At 69.2% G+C, this 20,632-nt stretch carries 17 protein-coding genes; 11 read left to right on the plus strand and 6 right to left on the minus strand.

Features of this window, described 5'->3' with window-relative positions:
• Positions 1 to 7: 7 nt before the first annotated feature.
• Positions 8 to 1,426 carry an MFS transporter gene (locus tag U9J66_RS09475; RefSeq protein ID WP_036567672.1) on the plus strand — a complete coding sequence of 473 codons (1,419 nt, stop codon included), beginning with the start codon at positions 8 to 10 and terminating at the stop codon, positions 1,424 to 1,426.
• Here U9J66_RS09475 and U9J66_RS09480 read toward each other — a convergent pair.
• Positions 1,416 to 2,147, minus strand: a complete 732-nt coding sequence (locus U9J66_RS09480; RefSeq protein ID WP_161110698.1) for a sulfite exporter TauE/SafE family protein — start codon at positions 2,145 to 2,147, stop codon at positions 1,416 to 1,418. The two genes, U9J66_RS09475 and U9J66_RS09480, sit on opposite strands and share 11 nt — an antisense overlap.
• A gap of 75 nt (positions 2,148 to 2,222) precedes the next feature.
• Here U9J66_RS09480 and thpR point away from each other — a divergent pair, with 75 nt between their 5' ends.
• Positions 2,223 to 2,771: an RNA 2',3'-cyclic phosphodiesterase gene (gene thpR / locus U9J66_RS09485; RefSeq protein ID WP_326337529.1), complete on the plus strand. Its 549-nt coding sequence runs from the start codon at positions 2,223 to 2,225 to the stop codon at positions 2,769 to 2,771.
• A 22-nt stretch (positions 2,772 to 2,793) separates the two neighbouring features.
• Here the strand turns inward: thpR and U9J66_RS09490 are convergent, their stop codons facing one another.
• Both U9J66_RS09490 and U9J66_RS09495 read right to left on the minus strand, forming a co-directional pair.
• Positions 2,794 to 3,579: an SAM-dependent methyltransferase gene (locus U9J66_RS09490; RefSeq protein WP_326337530.1), complete on the minus strand. Its 786-nt coding sequence runs from the start codon at positions 3,577 to 3,579 to the stop codon at positions 2,794 to 2,796.
• A 131-nt stretch (positions 3,580 to 3,710) separates the two neighbouring features.
• Positions 3,711 to 4,790 (minus strand): hypothetical protein, encoded by a 1,080-nt coding sequence (locus U9J66_RS09495; RefSeq protein ID WP_326337531.1) that lies wholly within the window; start codon positions 4,788 to 4,790, stop codon positions 3,711 to 3,713.
• Positions 4,791 to 5,475: 685 nt separating this feature from the next.
• Between U9J66_RS09495 and U9J66_RS09500 the strand changes: the two genes are divergently transcribed.
• On the plus strand, positions 5,476 to 6,693 hold the full coding sequence (locus U9J66_RS09500; RefSeq protein ID WP_326337532.1) for an MFS transporter: 1,218 nt from the start codon (positions 5,476 to 5,478) through the stop codon (positions 6,691 to 6,693).
• A 34-nt stretch (positions 6,694 to 6,727) separates the two neighbouring features.
• Positions 6,728 to 7,072, plus strand: coding sequence for a MerR family transcriptional regulator (locus U9J66_RS09505; protein WP_017533257.1), 345 nt, complete (start codon positions 6,728 to 6,730; stop codon positions 7,070 to 7,072).
• On the opposite strand, the gene U9J66_RS09510 is transcribed toward U9J66_RS09505, so the two are convergent.
• A complete protein-coding gene (locus U9J66_RS09510) occupies positions 7,069 to 7,794 on the minus strand; it encodes a 3-keto-5-aminohexanoate cleavage protein (protein ID WP_014908185.1) in 726 nt (241 codons plus the stop codon). The genes U9J66_RS09505 and U9J66_RS09510 overlap by 4 nt on opposite strands.
• Positions 7,795 to 7,885: 91 nt before the next feature.
• Between U9J66_RS09510 and U9J66_RS09515 the strand changes: the two genes are divergently transcribed.
• A complete protein-coding gene (locus U9J66_RS09515; RefSeq protein ID WP_161110693.1) occupies positions 7,886 to 8,947 on the plus strand; it encodes a hypothetical protein in 1,062 nt (353 codons plus the stop codon).
• Between the two features lie 79 nt (positions 8,948 to 9,026).
• Positions 9,027 to 9,476, plus strand: a complete 450-nt coding sequence (locus U9J66_RS09520) for a VOC family protein (protein WP_014911579.1) — start codon at positions 9,027 to 9,029, stop codon at positions 9,474 to 9,476.
• A gap of 55 nt (positions 9,477 to 9,531) precedes the next feature.
• Here the strand turns inward: U9J66_RS09520 and U9J66_RS09525 are convergent, their stop codons facing one another.
• Both U9J66_RS09525 and serC read right to left on the minus strand, forming a co-directional pair.
• Complete coding sequence (locus U9J66_RS09525; protein WP_014910194.1) at positions 9,532 to 10,536, minus strand: glycerophosphodiester phosphodiesterase family protein; 1,005 nt, start codon at positions 10,534 to 10,536, stop codon at positions 9,532 to 9,534.
• 98 nt (positions 10,537 to 10,634) lie between these two features.
• On the minus strand, positions 10,635 to 11,756 hold the full coding sequence (gene serC, locus U9J66_RS09530; RefSeq protein WP_014913366.1) for a phosphoserine transaminase: 1,122 nt from the start codon (positions 11,754 to 11,756) through the stop codon (positions 10,635 to 10,637).
• A gap of 223 nt (positions 11,757 to 11,979) precedes the next feature.
• Between serC and U9J66_RS09535 the strand changes: the two genes are divergently transcribed.
• From U9J66_RS09535 to U9J66_RS09555, 5 genes are all read left to right on the plus strand, one after another.
• Positions 11,980 to 14,790: a hypothetical protein gene (locus tag U9J66_RS09535; protein WP_326337534.1), complete on the plus strand. Its 2,811-nt coding sequence runs from the start codon at positions 11,980 to 11,982 to the stop codon at positions 14,788 to 14,790.
• Complete coding sequence (locus U9J66_RS09540) at positions 14,690 to 15,742, plus strand: hypothetical protein (RefSeq protein WP_326337535.1); 1,053 nt, start codon at positions 14,690 to 14,692, stop codon at positions 15,740 to 15,742. Before U9J66_RS09535 ends, U9J66_RS09540 begins: the two co-directional genes overlap by 101 nt.
• An 81-nt stretch (positions 15,743 to 15,823) precedes the next feature.
• Entirely contained in the window at positions 15,824 to 16,477 is a 654-nt protein-coding gene (gene pdxH / locus U9J66_RS09545; RefSeq protein WP_014908713.1) for a pyridoxamine 5'-phosphate oxidase, read from the plus strand.
• Between the two features lie 351 nt (positions 16,478 to 16,828).
• Positions 16,829 to 17,527, plus strand: coding sequence for a metal-dependent transcriptional regulator (locus tag U9J66_RS09550; RefSeq protein ID WP_014909056.1), 699 nt, complete (start codon positions 16,829 to 16,831; stop codon positions 17,525 to 17,527).
• Positions 17,528 to 17,679: 152 nt separating this feature from the next.
• Positions 17,680 to 19,983, plus strand: coding sequence for a SpoIIE family protein phosphatase (locus U9J66_RS09555; RefSeq protein ID WP_017533261.1), 2,304 nt, complete (start codon positions 17,680 to 17,682; stop codon positions 19,981 to 19,983).
• The last annotated feature ends 649 nt before the right edge of the window (positions 19,984 to 20,632 follow it).

A 20,632-nucleotide genomic window follows, 5' to 3' on the forward strand; every position in this document is an offset into this window, starting at 1 on the left:
GGGGATGATGCGACGAATCGCGATGTTCCGTTCCCTCGGTGTCCGCAACTACCGGATCTACGCCCTCGGTCAACTGGTCTCCAACCCCGGCACCTGGATGCAGAGGATCGCCCAGGACTGGCTGGTCCTCCAGCTCAGCGGCGGCAGTGGGATCGCGCTGGGCATGACCACCGCCCTCCAGTTCCTGCCGATGCTGTTCTTCGGGCTCTGGGGCGGGGCCATGGTCGACCGCTTCGACAAGCGCAGACTGCTGATCCTCACCCAGTCCGCCATGGGCGTGCTCGCGGTGGGCCTCGGTGTCCTGGCCACCCTGGGCGCGGCCCAGGTCTGGCACGTCTACCTCTTCGCCTTCGGGCTGGGCATGATCACCGTGCTCGACAACCCGGGGCGTCAGGCCTTCGTGCCGGAGATGGTCGACCGTGAGCTCCTGCCCAACGCGATCGCCCTCAACAGCGCCAGCTTCCAGCTCGGCAGGGTCACCGGCCCCGCCATCGCCGGTCTGCTGATCGCCGCCATCGGCAGCGGCCCCGTCTTCATGATCAACGGCGCCTCGTTCGCCTTCACGATCGTCGCCCTGACCATGATCCGCACGGCCGAGCTCAACCCCACCGAGCCCGTACCGCGTGGCAAGGGGCAGATCCGCGAGGGCCTGCGCTACATCGGGGGCAGACACGACCTCGTCCTGCTGCTGATCCTGGCCGCCTCGGTGCAGTTCTTCGGAGCCAACAGCCAGAACCAGATCGCGCTCGTGGTCAACAACGTGTTCGAGAACGGAGCCGAGGCCTTCGGCGTGGCGGCGGCCGCGCTCGCGGTCGGTGCTCTGGCCGGCGCGCTATTGGCCGCCCGACGCGAGCACCCCCGGCTGCGGCTGGTCCTCATCGGCGCGATGGGGTTCGGAGCGGCCCAGGTGTTCGCGGGCCTCATGCCGGGCTACGTGTCCTTCGTGGTGGTCCTGGTGCCCATGGGCGTGCTCTTCATGACCTACGTGACCACGCTCAACGCCACCTTCCAACTCAGCGTCGACCCGAGGATGCGGGGACGGGCGATGAGCATGTTCCTGCTGGTCTTCATGGGCGTGGCGCCGATCGGGGCTCCGGTGGTGGGCCTGCTCGCCGACGCCTTCGGCCCCCGGGTCAGCCTCATCGTCGGCGGTGTGGTGACGGTCCTGGTGGTCGGGGTGCTCTCCGCCCTGCTCATGCGGGTCAAGGAGGTGAGGGTGCGCGACCTGCTGTCCCGGAAGTCCGACGCCGCGACCGTCGAGGTCCCCGAGAAGGGGGAGACGGGCCCGGAACCGACCGGAACGGACGGGGCCGCGCGCACCCTGGATGCCCCCACGGACGAGGTGATCCCCGAGACGCCACGTCCTCCGGAGAAGCCGTCGACCGCGGAGGACGAGGACGAGGACGAGAGAACGGTCAGGCGGTGACCACACGGGTCACCACGGACACCGAGCTCACCAACAGCAGCACCAGGATCGTGCGACGGAAGAGCTCGGCGTCCAACTTCCGGAACAGCCGTTCTCCGATGAACGTGCCGATCAGCAGGGCGGGGGCGCCGGAGAGGACGAGCCCGCCCACCTCCGGAGTCAACTGACCGCCGAACACGAAACCCACCAGTGTCGCCACGCTCGTCGCGGAGAACGCCACGGCGAGCGTGGCCCGCTGGACCCGGGGCGCCAGGTCGGCCAACCGCGACCCCTGGAGACCGGCCACCAGGATCGGTCCGTCGATCGCCGTCGCCGCGAACGAGGCGCCCGACAACGCGCTCATGCCCGCCACGGCGACCATCCCGCCCGGGACCCGCACCCGGCGCCACACCAGCAGGGTCCCCGCCACCACCGACGCCGCGATCAGCGTCAACAGGGTCGACTCGGACAGGACGTTGAGCGCCCACAACCCGAACGGGACACCCGCCAGGGTGCACACCACCAGCAGTGACGCCCCTCTCCGGTCGACGTACGCGCGGTCGCGCGCCATGACCCACAGGTTCAACGGCACCGCCAGCGTCGCCGCGACCACGACCGCGCTCACCGGGTCCAAGAGGAGCGCCAACGGTGGGACCGCGACGAGGGCGAAACCGAAGCCGGCGGCGATCCGGACCATGGCGGCCACGGTCAGCACGACGAAAACGCAGATGAGAACGGACATGAGGGCTGCTCACTGGAAAGGTGGGAGGGACTCGAAGACCCTACTCGGGGTCGAGCGGTGGAGAAAGAGGAGAGCATGAGGTCGTTCGTCGCGCTGTGGCCCTCCCCGGAGGTCGTCGAGACCCTGGACCGCGCGGTGCGGCACGTCCGACGGCGGGTGCCGGAGGCCAAGTGGACCAGACGGGAGGAATGGCACCTCACCCTGCTCTTCCTCGGCGAGGTGGACGGCGCCCTCATGCCCGGCCTCCTCGAGGCCCTCGACCACGTCCTCGACGGGTATCCACCCCTCGACCTCTCCCTCGACGGCTGGGGGGTCTTCCCCTTGAGCGCCCCGCGCGCCTCCGTGGTCTGGGCGGGGGTGACCGGGGAGCACCTCATCGGGCTGGTGGACGGGCTACGGGAGGCGGCCCGATCGGCCGGGGGCCGGGTCGAGTCACGGCCCTTCGTTCCCCACCTGACCCTGGCCCGCGCCCGCCCGCCCCTGGTCACCGAGCGGATCCTGCGCACACTGGGCCCGCCGCCCCGGGCCGGTTGGCGCTCCGACCGGATCGACCTCGTCGAGAGCCGCCGTGTGGGAGAGAGCCGTTACCGCGCCGTCCGCTCCTGGGAGACGTCCGGACGGTAGCGGATATGAGTGGAGCCCGAGGTCAGGGCTTGCGGGCCAGCCCGCCGTACTGGTCGACGTGCTCGGGCACACCGGCGTCGGTCGTGTCCGGGCGCCAGCGGGACACCGAGACCACGCCGGGCTCCAACAGCTCCATGCCGTCGAAGAACTCCTCGATGCGCTCGGGAGAGCGCAGGTGCATCGGAGCGGCGCTGTTGGCGTTCCAGTGCTCGGCGGCCTCGACGACCTCCGCGGAGGTGTTCGTGGAGTCGTTGGCGGCGAAGTGGCTACCGGAGGGGAGGGCGTCCACGTAGGCCCGGACCAGAGAACGGGCCGTGGCGTCGTCGGCGATGTGGCCGAGGGTGCCCATGATGGTCAGACCGATCGGCCGAGTGAAGTCCAGGTGCTCCCGCGCGGCGGCCAGAACCTTCTCCGGCTCGCGCATGTCGGCGTCGACGTAGTGGGTCGTCCCCTCCGGAGCGCTCGTGAGCAGGGCACGGGCGTGGGAGAGCACGAGGGGGTCGTTGTCGACGTAGACGACGCGGGACTCGGGGGCCAGGGCCTGGGCGGCCTCGTGGGTGTTGTTCGCCGTGGGAAGGCCGGTGCCGATGTCCAGGAACTGGCGGACCCCGGCCTCGCGCACCAGATGGGTGACGACCCGGACGAGGAAGGCCCGGTCGGCGCGGGCCGCGGTGACGATGCCCGGGAAGATCTCCCTGATGTGGTCGCCGACCTCGCGGTCGGCGGGATAGTTGTCCTTGCCGCCCAGCCAGTGGTTCCACACTCGGGCGGAGTGCGCGGTGGCGGTGTCGATCACGGGTTCGTTCACTGTGCCGGCCTTCGTGCAGGGGGTAGGGCTGACAGGGTAACCCCGGGCGACACCGGAACCCTTGCCCCGTAGGGCCTCCGACCCTGATGGCGTAAGAGAGGTCCCCGTGCGCCGGGGCTCTCCGCGGTGGGTCAGAACAGGGCGGACTCGATTTCATCCCTCAAGGGGAAGACGTGGGCCTCCATCGCGGTCTCCCATTGCATCGGGTTCTCGGCGAGCTCACCCTCGATCTTGAGGCTCTCGTCCACGTCGTCCTCGGAGAAGGGGACACTCTCGTCCTCGACGAGCGCGTGAATCGAACGAACGATCATGAAATGCCTCATTTTATTCGGATCGTCGGTGAAGATGATCCGTTCCGGGGCCGGATCCATGTCCATCAGCGGCTTTTCGATGAACTCGTCCAGATCCGGGATCGCCCTCCACGGATCGAGCACCTCGGGGGCGTAGCCATTCGCCTGAAGGGCGAGAATCGATGTCCGACCGGTGGCGCCGTCGGCGAACATCGTCGTCACGGGCTCGACACCGTCGCCGGGAACCTCCTTGGAGAGCCAGGGCCGAACCTCGGGAACGGAGTCGCCGTTCCAGGAATGCTCCCAGAACGTCTCCCCGGTCCCGGTGTTCAGCGCCTCGACGTGCACCGTCCCCTCGCCCGGGCACGCGTACGAAGCCAGCACTCTCCTTTCCAGAGTGGCCACCCCGACCTCTCGGGGACCTCCGGAGGCACACGCCCGGCTCAGGTCCCGCTCCCATAGCGCCTCGCTTCCGGCCAACGAGGAGGAGGCCACGACGGCGTCCTGCTCGACCCGGACCCTGGAGTCCTCGGTCAGCTCACCGATGCCCTCCGAAGCCGAACCCCACGCGCGATGGGAATCCAGCACGTTCCCGGTCTTCGAGCCGAGCACCACCGTCCACACGGATTCGATCGGCCCCAGTGCTTCGCGGTACTCGACGACGACGGAGGCCCCATCGGCGGTCACCCCCACATCCGTGATGTCCTCGGCCGGGTAACTCCAGACCTCCTCCACGGGGTCCATCGCCACGGAGACGACCTCGTCCGCGAGAACAGCCACCGCTCCGTCCGAGGAGACCAGGAGATCCTCCTCCACGACCCGTCCGCTCTCCGCCAGGAATTCCTCGACCGCGGCCAGATCCCCCAGGGTCAGAGGAGGCCGGAAGTACTCGGTGTCGGTTTCATGGACCACCGCCTCCATGGGGGTCCCACAGGAGGAAAGAAGGAGAACCGAAGCGACGCAGAGCACCGTTCTGTTCAGCGATCTCATAGACGAACCGGTTCCGTTCTTCTCTTCTCTCAACGTCGACGAAGGGGACTTTAACCGCTCGGTGGGACCAAGCGCCGATCGAGGTACATATGAGCCCTCCGTGGGACCTCGCGGGCGACCTTTCCACGCCGAACACGCGCCCCTCACCGGCGACGCTTCATCGACAGAGCCGCGTTCCCCCGGCGTCCGTTCCCCGATGACCGGAGCGGACGATCGCGTTGACGGGCGGCATCCGGGCCAGCGGCCTTCGGACGTTCGGGGGCGGTGTGGTTGCTCACGTCCGGGCGCGGCCCGGCGAGCGGCGATCCCGCGTAGACCGTGAGGATCCGCCCGGCCATGAGGTTCGGGGCCCTTCGGACAGGAAGGCACGGGTCGGACCCCTGCCGGAGCGCCCGGACCCTGGGGCTAACCTGGGGTGGCGAATCCCAACGAGCACCGGAGCGGGGCACGTCATGAGCATGCTCACCAACAACCGCAAGCAGCGCTGGCTGCTGCCCGTGGTGCTCGGAACGATCATGCTGATCGTGGTCCTGGGCTCCTTCTTCGGCTGAACCGGTCCGGCCGGCGTCCCTCGGGCTTGACCTTGACACAGGTGTCAGGCTTTTAGCGTGCCGGCATGTCCTCGCACACGCTCCGTTCGGGAGCACCCTGGTACCTGGCCCTGGTCGCCTTCGCGGTCGGGACCGACGACCTCGTCATCGCCGGCCTTCTACCCGCCATCGCCCGCGACCTCGACATCGGGGTCGCCGCCGCCGGACAGGCGGTGACGGTCTTCTCGATCACCTACGCCGTGGCCGCCCCCGTGCTGGCCGTGGCCACCGCCCGGCTGCCCCGCCGCGCCCTCCTCCTGACCGGGCTCGCCCTGTTCGCGTGCGTCAACCTCGCGACCGCGCTCGTCCCCGGCTACGCGTCCCTGCTGGTGATGCGGGTGGTCGCCGCCCTGATCGCGGCGGTGCTCACCCCGGTGGCCTTCTCCATGGCGGCCCGACTGGTCGCGCCGGAGCACACCGGACGCGCGGTCGGCACCGTGGCCGCCGGGCTGACCGTCTCCCTCTTCCTCGGAGTGCCGATCGGCTCCCTCCTGGGCTCCCTCTTCGGCTGGCGCGCGACCTTCCTGGCCGTGGCCCTGTTCACCGGCGCGGTCCTCGCCATCGCCGCCTCACGTCTGCCCGCCCTCGACGGGGCGCCGGAGGCCGGACTCCGGCACCAACTGGGCAGCCTGGGGAGACCGGCCATCCTGACCTGTGTGCTCGGAACCGTCATGGGGGCGAGCGGCGGGTTCATGGTCTACACCTACATCGCGCCCCTGACCCGCGACCTCACCGGCGCCGGAGGGGTCGCTCTGGCCCCCCTGATCGCCGTCGTCGGCGCGGCCGGGGCCGTCGGGACCATGGTCTGCGGTCGGGCCACCGACCGGTGGGGCGCCGACCGGGTCCTGCTCGTCTCCTTCGCCGGGATGATCGCGACCAGCCTGACCCTGGCCGCGCTCGGGTACCTCGGCGGGGGAGCGGTCCCCGTGTGGTCCTTGGCCGCCGTGCTGGCGCTGTGGGGGTTCGCCGCCTGGGGTTTCGCGGCGCCGATGAGCGCACGGCTGCTGGGGTTGGCCGGGGAGGAGGGGACCGAGGCGTTGGCCCTCAACACCGGCGGCCTCTACGTGGGCACGGCCGTGGCCGGAGCGCTCGGCGGCGTGGTCGTCTCCTCCCAGGGAGGGGCCGGGGTGGCCGCGACCGCCACCGCGATCGGCCTGCTCGCCTTCGTCGCCATGGCGCTCTCCGTCCGGCGTTTCCCCACGTCCGGTCAGGTCGGAACGGTACGGGAGGACACACTTTCGTAGACTGGCGTCCGGTTCGAGGAGAGAGGGGGACGGCATGCGGATCGGAGAGCTCGCCGAACGCACCGGGGCCAGCCCGCGGTCGTTGCGGTACTACGAACAGCGGGGCCTGCTCGCCTCGGAACGGTCCGCCAACGGCTACCGGGAGTACGGCGCCGACGCGGTGGAGCGGGTGCGCAACATCCGGCTCCTGCTGGAGTCCGGACTGACCTCGGAGGACGTCCAAGAGCTCCAGGCCTGCCTGGAACTGGACCTGGTCCGTGAGCCCGCCTGCGCCGAGGCCGTCGCCCTGTACGAACAGCGCCTTCAAGCGGTCCGGGAGCGGATCGACACCCTCACCGCCACGGAGCGGCGCCTGGAGGAACGGATCGCGGAGCTCTAAGAGGACTCGGCGGCCAATCCGACGGCGTGGGCCACCAGGGCCGCGTTGTCGAAGGCCTCCGAGCCGTCCGGCAGCCGCATCGTGTCCTCCAGCCCGATCCGGATGTCGTGGCCGATGTCCAGGGCCGTCTCCAACATGGGCCAGGCGGTGGCGTCCGAACCGTGCAGGGTCCTGGGCGCCGTCACCTTCGCCCGGTCCAGCAGGGACTCGATCCGCTCCGCGTTGCGCCGGGCGTCATCGACCCCGACCTGGGTCGGCTCCACCAGCACCGACGCCACCTCGAGCCCCGTGGCGATCAGAATGCGGGCCGCCTCCACCGTCCACACCCCGGCCTCGACCGCCACCCGGCGGTCGCCCAACAGATGGACCAGATCCACCGAACCGGCCTCGTGCAGGTTCACCGAAACCGAGTCGGGCAAGGCCGGGGACGCCCACCGTTGCACCAGGTCGTAGCGTCTCCAAGGGTCCGATTCGGCCGACAACGCCGTGGTCAACGACACCGGGACGTCCGGACCGTCGGCGCGCAGCCGCTCCATCAGCGCGGACACCACCGATGGTTCCAGTGACTCGGCCCCTTCGGGATCGCGCGGATGGACGTGGATCGCGGTCGCGCCCGCCTCCACCACGGCGTGGGCGTCGGCCACGATCTGGTCGACGGACACGGGCAGCGAGGGGTGGGCGCCCGGCCGGCGATCACCGTTGAGACAGGCGACGATCCTCATGGAGTCTCTCCTTACGGCGCTCTGTAAGCGAATGTGCCCGTTCGCACCCGGGTACAAGCCCCCCGTCGGATCCCCTGGCAGGATGGCGGGCATGAGAAGACCTCTCGCCCTCGCCGCGGCGGCCCTGTTCGCCCTCGCGCCCGCAGCCCCCGCCTCGGCCGACCCGGAGGCCCCCGACGACGGGACCGGCGGCCTGGACTACCCGCGTGGAGGCGAGGGCCCGGAGGGGTCGGAGATCGCCTTCGAGTTCCAGGACGAGCGCATCGCCGAGTCCAGTGGGATCGCCCCCTCGCTTCGCCATGAGGGCGTGTGGTGGACCCACAACGACAGCGGGGACTTCCTGCCCGAGGTGTTCGCGGTGAACGAGGAGGGGGAGACCCTCGCCACCGTCACCCTGAACGTGGAGTTGCGGGACTGGGAGGCGATCAGTCTGGCCCAAGGCCCGGGCGGGGAGCCCGAGGTGTTCGTGGGCGACATCGGCGACAACTTCGCGGGCGGCTGGACCGAGGTCCGCGTATACCACTTCGTCGAACCCGAGGTCCTGGCCGACGTGACCCTGGACCCGTCGGTGCTGACCTTCACCTACGAGGACGGCGGCCGCGACGCCGAGGGGATGATGATCGACCCGCGCGACGGCCGGCTCTACGTGGTGTCCAAGGAGTTCGCGGGCGGTGTGTACGCGGCACCCGAGAACCTGGACCCCGAGGGTGGGAACGTCCTGTCCCGGATCGACTCGGCCCCGCTGTTCGCCACCGACGCCGCGTTCAGCCCCGACGGCACCCGCTACGCGATCCGCACCTACTGGGGCGTGACGATCTACGACGCCTCCGACGGGGTCCCGGGGTCCTCCCTGGGCTCCTTCGACCTGCCGGAGATGGAACAGGGCGAGTCGGTGGCCTTCACCCCGGACGGGACGGCGCTGATGGCGGGTACCGAAGGGATGAACTCCCCGGTCTGGCGGGTGCCCTTGGAAGGGAGAAAGCTCCCCGAGATGGTCGCCGTCGAGGAGGAGGCCGCCGCGAGCGACGAGGCCGAGGAGCCGGAGAGCGCCGGGGCCGGGAACTCGATCGGGGCCCTTCCGCTCATCCTGGGCGGCGCGGCCGTGGCCGTCGTGCTGATCGGCGGCATCGTGGTGCTGGCCCGACGCGGCTGAGCCCGGAACGTCGGTGCCTCCGGGTAGGACGGGGGCGAGGGAGCGGCGCATCCGTCGCTCACGTATCGCAGGAGAAACGATGGCACTCGACTACCAGATCGTCATGGACTGCGCCGACCCGATCGCGCTCGCGGGGTTCTGGGCCGAGGCCCTCGGCTACGAACGCGAGGACAACAGCGCCCTCATCGACCACGTGGTGGCCCAAGGGCTGGCCGGGGAGGACGACTACACGCTCCTCGACGGGCGCAAGGCCTGGGTCGCGATCTCGGTGATCCGGCACCCGGACGACCCGGTGCACGGGTTCACCGGGGCCGGGCTGGGGCGACGCGTCCTCTTCCAGCGCGTGCCGGAGCCCAAGACGGTGAAGAACCGCGTGCACCTGGACCTGCGCGTGGGGCCGGAACGGCGCGCGGAGGAGGTGGCCCGGTTGGAGGCGTTGGGCGCCACCGTGGTCGCCGAGGTCGAGGAGCCCGGGGCCTCGCACGTGACCATGCGGGACCCCGAGGGCAACGAGTTCGACGTGCAGTGACGCCCGATGAGGTCCCCCGGGGCCGGCTCCGGCCCCGGGCGCCTCCCCGGTCGAGCTAGTCGACGGGCTGGGGGTCCAGGAAGTGTTCGCGGCACAGGAAGGCGTGCCGGGAGAAGTCGGTGAACACCCCGTCCACGCCGACCTCGAAGAAGATCTCGTACTCGGCGGCGAAACCCCCGTAGTCCTTGGGGTCGCCGTCCGAGCGCAGGTCGGTGGGCAGGAAGTGGTTCTCGCTGCGGAAGGTGTAGGGGTGCACCAGCAGACCGGCCGCGTGGGCGTTCTCCACCAGGTCGGTGGGCTCGCCCAGAGCGCCCTCCTCGTCGGTGGGGACGATCAGGCTCTTGTGCGGGCCGATGGCGTGCGCGAAGGTCGCCACCTCGGCCAGACCGTCCGGCGTCGTGTAGTGCAGCCAGTGCTCCTCGGTGCCCATCAGGTACACGAGGGGGACCCCGGTCTCGGCGAGCCGGCGCAGGCTCTCGGCCTCGAAGGACTGGAGGAAGACCGGCACCTTCGGCTCCTCGCCGACCAGCTCCGCCTCGCGCAGCGCCGCGATCAGCGGCGGCTCCAGGTCCAGGCCCTGGGACACGTGGTAGGCGGGGTGCTTGGTCTCGGGGTAGATCCCGATCGGGCGCCCCAGCTCCTTGGTGAGGGAGAAGGCCAGCTCGATGACCTCTTGGAGCGTCGGGATCTCGTAGACGCCGTTCATGACCGCGTTCTCGGGGCGGATCTTCCCCATGCGCTCGATCGCGCGCAGGGTCTTGATCTCCGCGAGGGTGAAGTCCTGGGCGAAGAAACCCTCCACCGTGTGGCCGTCGATGGTCCGGGTGGTGCGCCGGTCGGCGAACTCGGGACGGTCGGCCACGTCCGTGGTGTCGCCGATCTCCTGCTCGTGGCGGCAGATCAGGTGACCGTCCTTGGTGGCCACCAGGTCCATCTCGATGAAGTCGCCACCGTGCCTCGCCCCCAGTTCGTAGGAGGCCAGGGTGTGCTCGGGCCGATGACCCGAGGCGCCCCGGTGGGAGATGATCTTGATGGGGGGTTCCTTCTTGTTCCTGCGCACAGTCGAACCGTCCAGACAAGCGATGAGCGGAAGTGAGATGAGGAGGCCGACCCACGTGCGGCGGGTCGGCCTCCATTCTCCAATGGTGTGGGACCGGTTCAGGACAGCCTGGTCAGGACGTGGTCGACGCACTCGGTGAGGGCGTTGACGTCACTGGGCTCGACCGCCGGGAACATGGCCACGCGCAGCTGGTTGCGGCCCAGCTTGCGGTAGGGCTCGGTGTCCACGACGCCGTTGGCGCGCAGGACCCGCGCGATCTCGGCGGCGTCGACCTCGTCGGAGAAGTCGATGGTGCCGACCACCTGGGAACGCTTGGCCGGGTCGGTGACGAACGGCGACGTGACCGGGGTGCGGTCGGCCCAGTTGTAGAGGATGGAGGAGGACTCGTGGGTGCGCGCCACGGTCCACTTCAGCCCGCCCTGGTCGTTCATCCACTCCAGCTGCTCGGCCAGGAGCAGCAGGGTGGCCACGGCCGGGGTGTTGTAGGTCTGGTCCTTGGCGGAGTTGGCGACCGCCGTGGTCAGCGAGAAGAACTCGGGGATGTAGCGACCGCTCGCGGCGATCTCCTCGACCCGGGCCAGCGCCTTGGGCGACATGATCGCGATCCACAGGCCGCCGTCGGCGGCGAAGCTCTTCTGCGGGGCGAAGTAGTAGACGTCGGTCTCGGTGATGTCGACGGGCAGACCGCCCGCGCCACTGGTGGCGTCCACGAGCACGAGGGCGTCCTCGTCGGCGCCGGCGACCCGCTTGATGGGCGCGGCCACACCGGTGGAGGTCTCGTTGTGGGTGAGCGCGTACACGTCCACACCGGCCTCGGCGACGGCCTCGCCGTGGCTGCCGGGGTCGGTGGAGATGACCGTGGGCTCCTCCAGCCAGGGGGCGCCTCCGGCGACCTTCGCGAACTTGGAGGAGAACTCGCCGAAGGCCAGGTGCTGGGACCTGGACCGCAGCAGGCCGTGGGCGGCGATGTCCCAGAAGGCGGTGGTGCCGCCGTTGCCGAGCACCACCTCGTAGCCGTCGGGGAGGGAGAAGAGGTCGCGCACGCCGGCGCGGACTCGACCCACGAGGGACTTCACCGGCTTCTGCCGGTGAGAGGTGCCCAGGTAGTGGGTTCCGGAGGAGGCGAGGGCATCGAGTTGGGCGGCGCGGACTTTGGAGGGGCCGCTCCCGAAACGGCCGTCGGCGGGCAGCAGGTTCGCGGGAATCTGAATCTCGGTCACACCGATCAGGGTAGTGGTGGGACGGGTGATACCGCCGGTCAGGGCGGGGATCAGGGGCGTGAGAAAACGTGACCGATGTAAGGGATCGTCACAATCGATGGTTCTGGCCGATATAGGCCAATGGTTATTCATGTCCATTAGGTGCGAATCGGGCACCCCTGCTGTCTAATAAGGCCTCCGCTGAAGGTGACGAGCGCCACGATCGCGGAGGAGGGGGTGTGACGTGACCGACCGGAAGTCCGATGAGCGGAGTCCCGTGAGGACCCTGGGGGCCTCGAAGGACAGGCCTCGTTTCCTTCAGATCTTCGACGAACTGCGCAGGCGTCCGTCCCGGAGCCGCGACCGGGCCCTGCGCAGGATGGCCTCCCGCGCGACCCGTCGTCTCGTTCCGGAGCGTGGCGCCCTCCAACGCGGCGACCTCGCCGAGCCCCCTCCCGTGCTCGACCTGGTCCTCGACCGGGACTCCGACCGCGCGAGGGTCCGGAGCATGCTCGTGGAGAGCTGTGCGGTCGGTCCGGTCTGGACCCTGCCCTTGGGGGACCCGACCGCCGCAATCGAGGTCGAGGAGGACCAGGAGCACGCGGAGAACCCCTCCCGGTCTCGACCCGCGAAGAGATCCTCCCTCCGGCGGTCGCGTCTGCTGTCCCGGTGGTCTCGACCCGCGCCGGACGAGGTCGTTCGTCCGGCCCCCGCCCTTCCTCTCGGAGAGAGGGAGGGTCCCGAGGCCGACGTCACCACCGACGAGCTCTACGAGCTGATCGGGAGCCTGGTGGACGGCGGCTTCGCCTGGACACGGAGTGTGGAGGGCCGGAAGGAGCTCGTCCCGCCCCGGCGCCGTCGTTTCCCGCCCTCTCCACGCCTGCCCCGACTGCATTCCCTCCTGTGGCTGCACCGTTGCGGCCTCGGCTCGAACGAGGACGACGGTGGCAGGGGAGACCCGGACCGTCGGTTGGAGAACGACAGTCGCTCACAGATCGAGGTGATCGGCAGGCTGCGCGAGGCGCGCCTGGAGGCCGCCATCGAACAGCGGGACCGGGCCCTGGAGGAGGCCTCCTCGTCCACCGATGACGGGAGGGGGCGACGTTGGAGGCTCCTGTACAAGCGCGCCCTGGTGCATTGGCGCAGGACGGCGTGGAGCGCCACGGCCGTCTCCCGGTGGGTGACCCGGGTGTCCGAGAAGGCGACCTTCGGCCTGCTCGACGAGAAGCTCCTCACCCCGCTCTCGTTCCTGGTCTCCCTCATCGTGGCCGCCACCCCCTTCGCCTTCCTCGGCCTGGCGGCCCAGCGGCTCAACGAAGTCGCCCAGCGGTTCAACGACCTCGTCTCCCTGGCGTCCGGGTTCCTCCTGGCCGCCGTGTACCTGCTCACCGTGTTCTTCTTCTTCCTCCCCTGGCGCTCCTACCTGTGGCTCGGCGACTACCGGAGCACGTTGGACGAGGGGGCGCGCAAGAGCTCGGACGGAACCGGGACGGGCCGTCTCGGCCGTTCCCGGGTCCTGGGCGTTCACCTCTTCAACGAACTTCACCACCCCGACCGTGACACGGGCAGGCTCGGAGCCGGCAGGGGAGAGAAGGGGACGCTTCCGCCCCCCGCCCACCGGATCGCCGTGAGCGCCCTGCTCGACGACCTCCACCGCCTCTACGGGGCCTCATCGCTGTGGCGAGGCGGTGCGCGGGACGCGCGTCCGGTGCTGATCTACGACCAGCGTGAGCTCGGCCCGGTCGGTCGTTACCTCGTCCGCCTGATCGAGGACGAGCGTCTGCGGCGTGCGCTTCCCGACCCTCTACTGCTGGTCCAGATCCGTGACGGTGAGCGCCCCGCGCTGGTCTCGGAGTCGATCGAGAGCGCCAGGTACGGTCACCTGCCCGAGTACGACGGGTCCGCCAAGACCTCACGAGAGGTCCGCGCGTGGCTTCGCGATCGCCATCTGGCCGGAACGCTCGGTGTCTCCCGGGTCCTGACGACGAAGGTCGCGCCTCTGGCCCGGGAGGCCCGGGAGCGGAGATGGCACACCCCGCCCGCCTGGGTCCCGACCCGATCCGCCTGGGCGACCCGTGCGCTCGGAGGATGTGCCGTGGTCGTCGCGCTCGTGCTCTTCTCTCAGGAGGTCGTGAACCCCCTTCAGACGAAGATGGGATTCTGCGTCGGTGAAGGGGTGACCAAACCACGGGGCATCTTCAGGGTCGACCGTTCATCGGGTGGTCCGGGCGCCAAGGAATGCGTCGGGGTGACCTATGGCGAAGTCAGGTTCCATGGTCGGCTGGACGGTGTCATCGAACTCATCCGGGAGCAGAACGAGGAGGTCGACAAGAGCGGAGAACCCTACGTCACGATCGCTCACATGGCGGACATGAGCGCTTCGACCAAGGAAGGCAAGGAAGGCAAGGAAGACTACGCCCTCGCCGGGGTCCAAGGGGAACTTTTCGGGATGGCCCTGGCGCAGAGAGAGCACAACGAGGACTCCGGGGACAGGCCCATGATCAAGCTGCTCCTGGGCAACGCGGGTGAGGGTTGGGCACACGCCGAGACCACGGCGGAGGAGATCGTCAGAAGGGCGAGGAACGAACGGTCGGGTATGGACCGTCCCATCGCGGCGGTCGGTTTCGGGCAGAGCCTGGTCCCCAACGGCACCGCCATACAGAAGATCTCGGAGGCCTTCATCCCGATCGTGGGGACCACCGCGACCTACGACGACGTGGCCTTGTCCGAGCCCTGGGGGCACAGCGGGTTCTACTTCCCGATCGCGCCCTCCAACAGCCGGATCGCCGAGCAGGCCGCCTACTGGGCCCGGCACGGGGCCTCCTGGAAGGACGGCGACTCGGAGGAGGGCCTGCCCGCCCACGCGACCGCGGTGGCCATCGCCCACAACCCGCCTCCCCCGGGGGGGCGAGAAGGAACACGAGCAGTACGGCCCACACCTGGCCGAGAGGTTCATGGACTTCTTCGAGGGCTTCGACGGAGAGCCGTGGAGGGGTTCCGAGGACTTGGGCGAGTCCGAGCAGGCGGGCGTTCTGCTCTACCAGGAGGAGCGTGAGGGGGGCGGGCCCACACTTCGTGAGGTGGTGAAGGAGGTATGCGCCCCGAAGGAGCCACCGGAACTGCTCTACTACGCGGGGCGTGCTCAGGACTTCAAAGCGTTCTACGAGGAGTTCCGGAAGTCCGCGTGGGAGGCCTGTCATAGAGGGGAGATGACCATCCTGGGGGGCGACGACGTCTCCAAGTTCATCTCCGATGAGGAAGTGCTGATCGAGGGCAATTCCGAGCGTCATCGGGTGTTCTACACGCCGTTGGCGCCCAGTGATTCCTGGGGCGTCCAGGCTGAGGAGGGCTCCGGGGCCGATGATGAGAGCGTCGAGAACGGTGATGAGAACGCCGGGACCGATGACGAGGAGTTCTACGACGAGGTCCGGGGGCTGGTCGCAGAGTCCCAGGGCGTGAAGAAGGAGCCGGAGGAGGGCGAAGAGGAGACCACCGAGGAGGATCCGAAGGCGAGCGTCAAGGAGGAGGGGGGCAACAAGAAGGCGCCCTCTTACGCACACGCCGTCGTGGGCTACGACGCCCTGAACGTGGTCACGCGGTCTCTGTCGTCGGTGGGTTCCGAAGGAAACGTGTCATGGGCCCGAGAACTCCTGAGAGGAGTAGGGATGGATCGCTCCGCCTTCCTGAACTCCGACGAGGGGTACGAGAAGGAACGGAACGAACTTTACAGAGAGATCCGGGGCACCGAGTTCACCGGGGTCTCCGGCTACATCGCGTTCGGTTCGGGCCAAGAGGATGAAGGAGATGAAGGGGGTGAAGAGGGCAACAGGGGGAACTGGCTCGGCGGGCGGATGGTGCAGTTGGTGCTGGCCGGCGCGGAGAGGTACAACGAGGACACCGAACGTGGGCAGCGCCAGCACGTGATCCAAAGATGCGGTCTGCGCAACGCCGACAAACCCGAAGAGGGTGAGCAGTGCGTGCCTGTGGAGCTTCAGAGGGGCGACTGAGCGCCGTGTGGTGTAAGGGGCGCGCGCCGGGCCGCGGGGGCGATTGGCACCGAGAGGGCCCGGCACGAGATCATGCCTTCTGTGGACGACCAGAACCCCGCCGAACTGCGGAAACCGTACATGGGTGAACCCTTGCGCCGATCCGACCTGGCCGAACTGCCGATGACCCAGTTCCACCTGTGGTTCGGCGAGGCCTATGAGTCGGGCCTGGCCGAACCCAACGCGATGGTGTTGTCGTCGGTGGAGCCGTCCGGCTTCCCCCGGTCCCGCACCGTCCTGATGAAGGGCTACGACGGTTCCGGGCTGCGTTTCTTCACCAACTACACCTCGCGCAAAGGGCGGGCACTGGACGCCGACCCGCGGGCGTCGGTGGTCTTCCCCTGGCACGCGATCCGCCGTCAGGTGCTGTTCGCGGGCACGGTGGAGCGTCTCGACGACGAGGAGAACGACCGCTACTTCGCCTCGCGGCCTCGCGGTTCCCGCCTGGGGGCCTGGGCGAGCGAACGTCAGTCTCAGCCGGTGGACGACCGTGAGGAACTCGATCGGCTCTTCCACGGCTTCGACACGGTGTGGGGTCTGGACGACCCGATCCCCAGACCCGCCTACTGGGGCGGCTACCGCCTCGTCCCCCACGAGGTGGAGTTCTGGCAGGGCGGACAGGACCGTATGCACGACCGTTTCCGTTACCTGCTCCACGAGAACGGTGCCTGGGGCATCGATCGCCTCGCCCCCTAGGCCGAGGGGCCGTCGGGCGTGATGTCGGTCGCTTCGTACACGGGTTCGGAGATCGGCGGGGTCGAAGGACCGCTCGGCCCGGGGACGGGGTACTCTGCACACCTGTGACCTCAGGCCCTTGCGAGGCGGAGATCACATGGAACGACCGTGTCCGCATCGTGAGACATCGTCGAAAACCATGCTCGGCACGTCACGATATGCTGGAATCATCGGTGGTCGCTCGCGCGGTCCTGCGGACGTCCCGGTCCCCACTCGGCCCCTTGGGAATCACTCGGTCCCGGCCCGTGTTGTGCCAGACCCGCCGTACCCGCCGTGACCGTGCGTCGGGCGCAGAGCCTTGGGAGGGGAGTCTTGACCGCACACGGGCTGATCGACACCACGGAGATGTACCTCCGTACGGTCTTCGAGCTCGAGGAGGAGGGCATCGTCCCGCTTCGGGCCCGCATCGCCGAGCGCCTGCACCAGAGCGGACCCACGGTGAGCCAGACGGTCGCCCGCATGGAGCGTGACGGTCTCCTCCGGGTCGAGAACGACCGGCACCTCGTGATGACCGCCGAGGGACGCCGACTGGCCACCCACGTCATGCGCAAGCACCGCCTCGCCGAGCGCCTGCTCGTCGACGTGATCGGCCTCCCCTGGGAGGACGTCCACATCGAGGCCTGCCGCTGGGAGCACGTCATCTCCGAGGCGGTGGAGGAGCGCCTGGTGACGCTGCTCAACGCCCCCTCGGTGTGTCCGCACGGCAACCCCATCCCCGGCCTGGACGAACTGGGCCTCGAGGGTTACGCCCCCGAGCCGTTCACCGACGACTCCATCGTCCCCATGGCGGACGTCGTCTCCAACACCGACATCACCGTCACCGTGCGTCGCATCAGTGAGCAGCTTCAGCCGGACGCCGACATCATGCTCACTTTGCGCGAATCCGGGGTACAACCGGGACAGGAAGTGGTGCTTCGTGCCGCGGACGGCGGGGTGCGCGTCATCGGCGAGAACGGGCACACCGACCTGCCCGAGGGCGTCGCCGGACACATCTTCGTCGCCAAGCCGTGAAACGTTCGTACACGTTGATCGGTTGCTCATCGGGATTGTCCCATTGCGCTGCGGGAACGTTGACGGTGTTGCTACGCTCGCCCCAAGGTGCGGTCGTTCGGGGTACCCGGAGCGGGCATGTATGCAGCTCATGACGGCGAGGTGGCGGCTAGATGACACGGTGGGGTGAGCCCTTCCGGGAGAGCGATGCGCTCGCCACGGCCGAAGTCGTCGACCAGGCGCAGATCGCCATCGTCGTCATCGACCGGTTCAGTCTCCTGCGGTACTGGAATCCCTACGCGCGCGAACTCTTCGGATTCGTCGACGGGCGCGACTACGTCGGCATGTCCCTGCTCGACATCGGCATCCACGAGTCCGACCGCGAACACGCCTCCCAGCTGGCGCGCCGCGTCCTGCGCGGAGAGCCCTGGGAGGGCACGTTCGCCGTGCTCAAGGGCGACGCGACCTGGATCCACGTCCGTGCCCAAGCGGTGCCCATGCTCGACGAGGCGGGCGAGGTCGACGGCATCGCCCTCATCGCCCGCGAGGCGTTGCGCAGCGGCCGGGTCGAGGAGCAGTACGGACTGCTGGAGCGGATCGGGAGCCGGTTGGCCGGCTCCCTCGAACTGGACTCCACGGTCAAGGGCGTGGCGGGCATCCTGGTGCCCCAGTTCGCCGACCACTGCTTCATCGACCTCTACGATCACGAACGCCTGGTCAGACAGGTGTCGGTGCACGCCGAAGGGTGGGAGCCCCCGCCCCGTACCTGGTACGAGGTCGGCGACGAGGTCCGCTACCCCGAACGCCACTTCGTCACTCAGTCGTTGCGTCGACTGGAGACCGTGGTCAGCAGCGAACACCTCTACGAGAGCTCTCCCAACGACCGTTCCGACCGGGTGTCCCGTCAGGTCGGGGTCACCTCCGCCATCGCCGCCCCCCTGCGCGCCCGCGGCGAGGTCCTGGGCGTGCTGACCCTGGCCCTGTCCGGACTGTCCCCGAGACAGAAGAGCAGCTACGGCGGTTTCGATCGGGATCTGGTCGGCGCCATCGCCTCCCGCGTCGCCCTGGCCATCGACAACGCCCGCCTGTACGAGGAGGAGCGCGGCACCGCTCTGGCCTTCCAGAAGAGCCTGCTCCCCAGCGACTTCCCGACCCTGGACGGCTTGACCCTCGCCCACCGCTATCTGCCGGCCGGACCGATCAACGGTCGCGGTCTCCAGGCCCAGGTGGGCGGCGACTTCTACGACGCCATTCCGCTGTCGGCCGGGCGCGTGGGCCTGGTCATCGGCGACGTGGAGGGACGGGGCCCGCACGCGGCGGCCGTCATGGGGCAGCTGAGGGCCGCCCTGCGCGCCTTCGCCCAGGCCGACCGGGAGCCCGCCGATATCCTGCGCGAGCTGGACGAGTGGGTGCGTCGACTGGGCGTCCCCGACGGTAACGGCGGGGTCTGGATCCCCAGCGTCAGCTGCCTGTACATGGTCTACGACGCCTGGTCCCGGGAGCTGTCCTACGCCAACGCCGGGCACGCTCCGCCACTGCTCGTCACCTCCGACTCCGTGGAGACCCTGGATCTGGAGGTCACCGACCGCATGCTGGGCGTGCGGGCCAAGGGCGGTTCGGGCGAGGACATCGTCTACCACCAGGCCGATCTGCGGCTGCCCATCGGCGCGACCCTGGTCATGTACACCGATGGTCTGGTGGACCGCAGGCCCGTCGGCGGGGAACCCGACCCCGAGGGCGCTCTCGTGCGGCTGAAGGAGCGGGTCTCCGAGGTCGCCGACAAGGACGTCGAACAGATCGCCGAGGCGGCCGTGTACAGCGTGCCGGGCGAACTGGAGGACGACACCGCGCTGCTGGTCGTGCGCACGCACTCGGAGGAGCTGGCGCTGCGCGAGGGCTGGTTCCCCTCGGAGGCCTCCACGGTGGGCGCCGCCCGTCATCTGGCGGCCGACACCTTCAAGGAATGGGGCGTGGACCGGGACCAGGCCGAGCTGGCCTGTCTGCTGGTCTCGGAGATCGTCACCAACGTGGTCATCCACGCCACCCCGCACCCGGTGCACCGGGAGTTCACCGGAGCCGGGGTGCTGGACTCGGAGAGTCCCCTGTCCTCGAACGGCGGTGGGGCCGACGAGTTCGACGAGGACTGGAGCGACCTTCTGGAGGCCGTCGCCGAGGAGGACGAGTCCAGCGAGGATCCGGCCGAGAAGGAGTTCCTGCTCCGACTGCGCCGGGGGGCCAACGCGATCTGGGTGGAGGTCTTCGACCACGACCTGAGGCTGCCCCGGATCCGTAGCGCGGCCGCCGATGACGAGGGCGGTCGAGGACTGTACCTGGTGGAGCAGCTCGCCAGCCGATGGGGTTCGCGTCCGACCCCGGACGGCAAGGCCGTGTGGTTCGAGATGCCCATGCACGCGGACGGCTCCGAGGGCACCGACGGGGACGCCCGAGAGGAACCGGAGCGGGCCGCCGAGAGGTGACCGACGTGTCGCGAGGGGGACCGGAGGACTCTCCGGTCCCCCTTTCGCGTTCTCGGCGGGGGCACCCTCGAGCGCGTACGGTGCCCTTCCGGCGGCTTTCGGTGAGGAGGGCGCTCGAAACCGTTCGCTCCCGCTGGTCGGGACACCTGACGTCCTAAACCTTTTTCAGGCCACCAAAAAATGACCCGAGCGACCTTGTTTATCCGTAGTCGTCTGGTTACTTTATTCAGTGGTAAACGGTTGTCGTGTGCCCTGGAAAGGCCCTGGAGGCATTGTCATTCGGTCGTTCGAAAGTGGTCGCCGCTTCTCTGGAGAGGGATCGGGTTCCCGGTCCCGCCGGGGTCTCGGGACCTTCTCGGCTTCCCGAATCGACTATGTCCCAGGGTTTGTCGGGTGTCGGTCGAAGGGTTTCGGGGGCTCTCCCATTTCCCCGAAGGTCATCGCTCCGTCGGTCCGTTCCACCGTCGAAGGGGCCTCGAACCGTTCTCGTCGCGAGAATCCCCGGACTCTCGGGGATGCGGTCGCGCGCCATTCGGGACCTGGTCCCATGGGTGCGGTCGAAAGCGTGGCCCCCTTCTCCCGAAGGGAGAGGCCCCCTCTCGGTGGCCCCTCCCCGAGGGAGGACACGGTCGTGGCCGTCGTCTTCTGA

Source organism: Nocardiopsis sp. LDBS1602, assembly GCF_035818715.1.
Lineage (GTDB): Bacteria > Actinomycetota > Actinomycetes > Streptosporangiales > Streptosporangiaceae > Nocardiopsis > Nocardiopsis alba.

Bases quoted from the DNA above. Each gene is read 5' to 3' on its own strand.
- U9J66_RS09475 (WP_036567672.1), top strand. From the start codon at position 8: ATGCGACGAATCGCGATGTTCCGTTCCCTCGGTGTCCGCAACTACCGG.
- U9J66_RS09480 (WP_161110698.1), bottom strand. From the start codon at position 2,147: ATGTCCGTTCTCATCTGCGTTTTCGTCGTGCTGACCGTGGCCGCCATG.
- thpR (WP_326337529.1), top strand. From the start codon at position 2,223: ATGAGGTCGTTCGTCGCGCTGTGGCCCTCCCCGGAGGTCGTCGAGACC.
- U9J66_RS09495 (WP_326337531.1), bottom strand. From the start codon at position 4,790: ATGGAGGCGGTGGTCCATGAAACCGACACCGAGTACTTCCGGCCTCCT.
- U9J66_RS09500 (WP_326337532.1), top strand. From the start codon at position 5,476: ATGTCCTCGCACACGCTCCGTTCGGGAGCACCCTGGTACCTGGCCCTG.
- U9J66_RS09505 (WP_017533257.1), top strand. From the start codon at position 6,728: ATGCGGATCGGAGAGCTCGCCGAACGCACCGGGGCCAGCCCGCGGTCG.
- U9J66_RS09510 (WP_014908185.1), bottom strand. From the start codon at position 7,794: ATGAGGATCGTCGCCTGTCTCAACGGTGATCGCCGGCCGGGCGCCCAC.
- U9J66_RS09515 (WP_161110693.1), top strand. From the start codon at position 7,886: ATGAGAAGACCTCTCGCCCTCGCCGCGGCGGCCCTGTTCGCCCTCGCG.
- U9J66_RS09520 (WP_014911579.1), top strand. From the start codon at position 9,027: ATGGCACTCGACTACCAGATCGTCATGGACTGCGCCGACCCGATCGCG.
- U9J66_RS09540 (WP_326337535.1), top strand. From the start codon at position 14,690: ATGGACTTCTTCGAGGGCTTCGACGGAGAGCCGTGGAGGGGTTCCGAG.
- U9J66_RS09555 (WP_017533261.1), top strand. From the start codon at position 17,680: ATGACACGGTGGGGTGAGCCCTTCCGGGAGAGCGATGCGCTCGCCACG.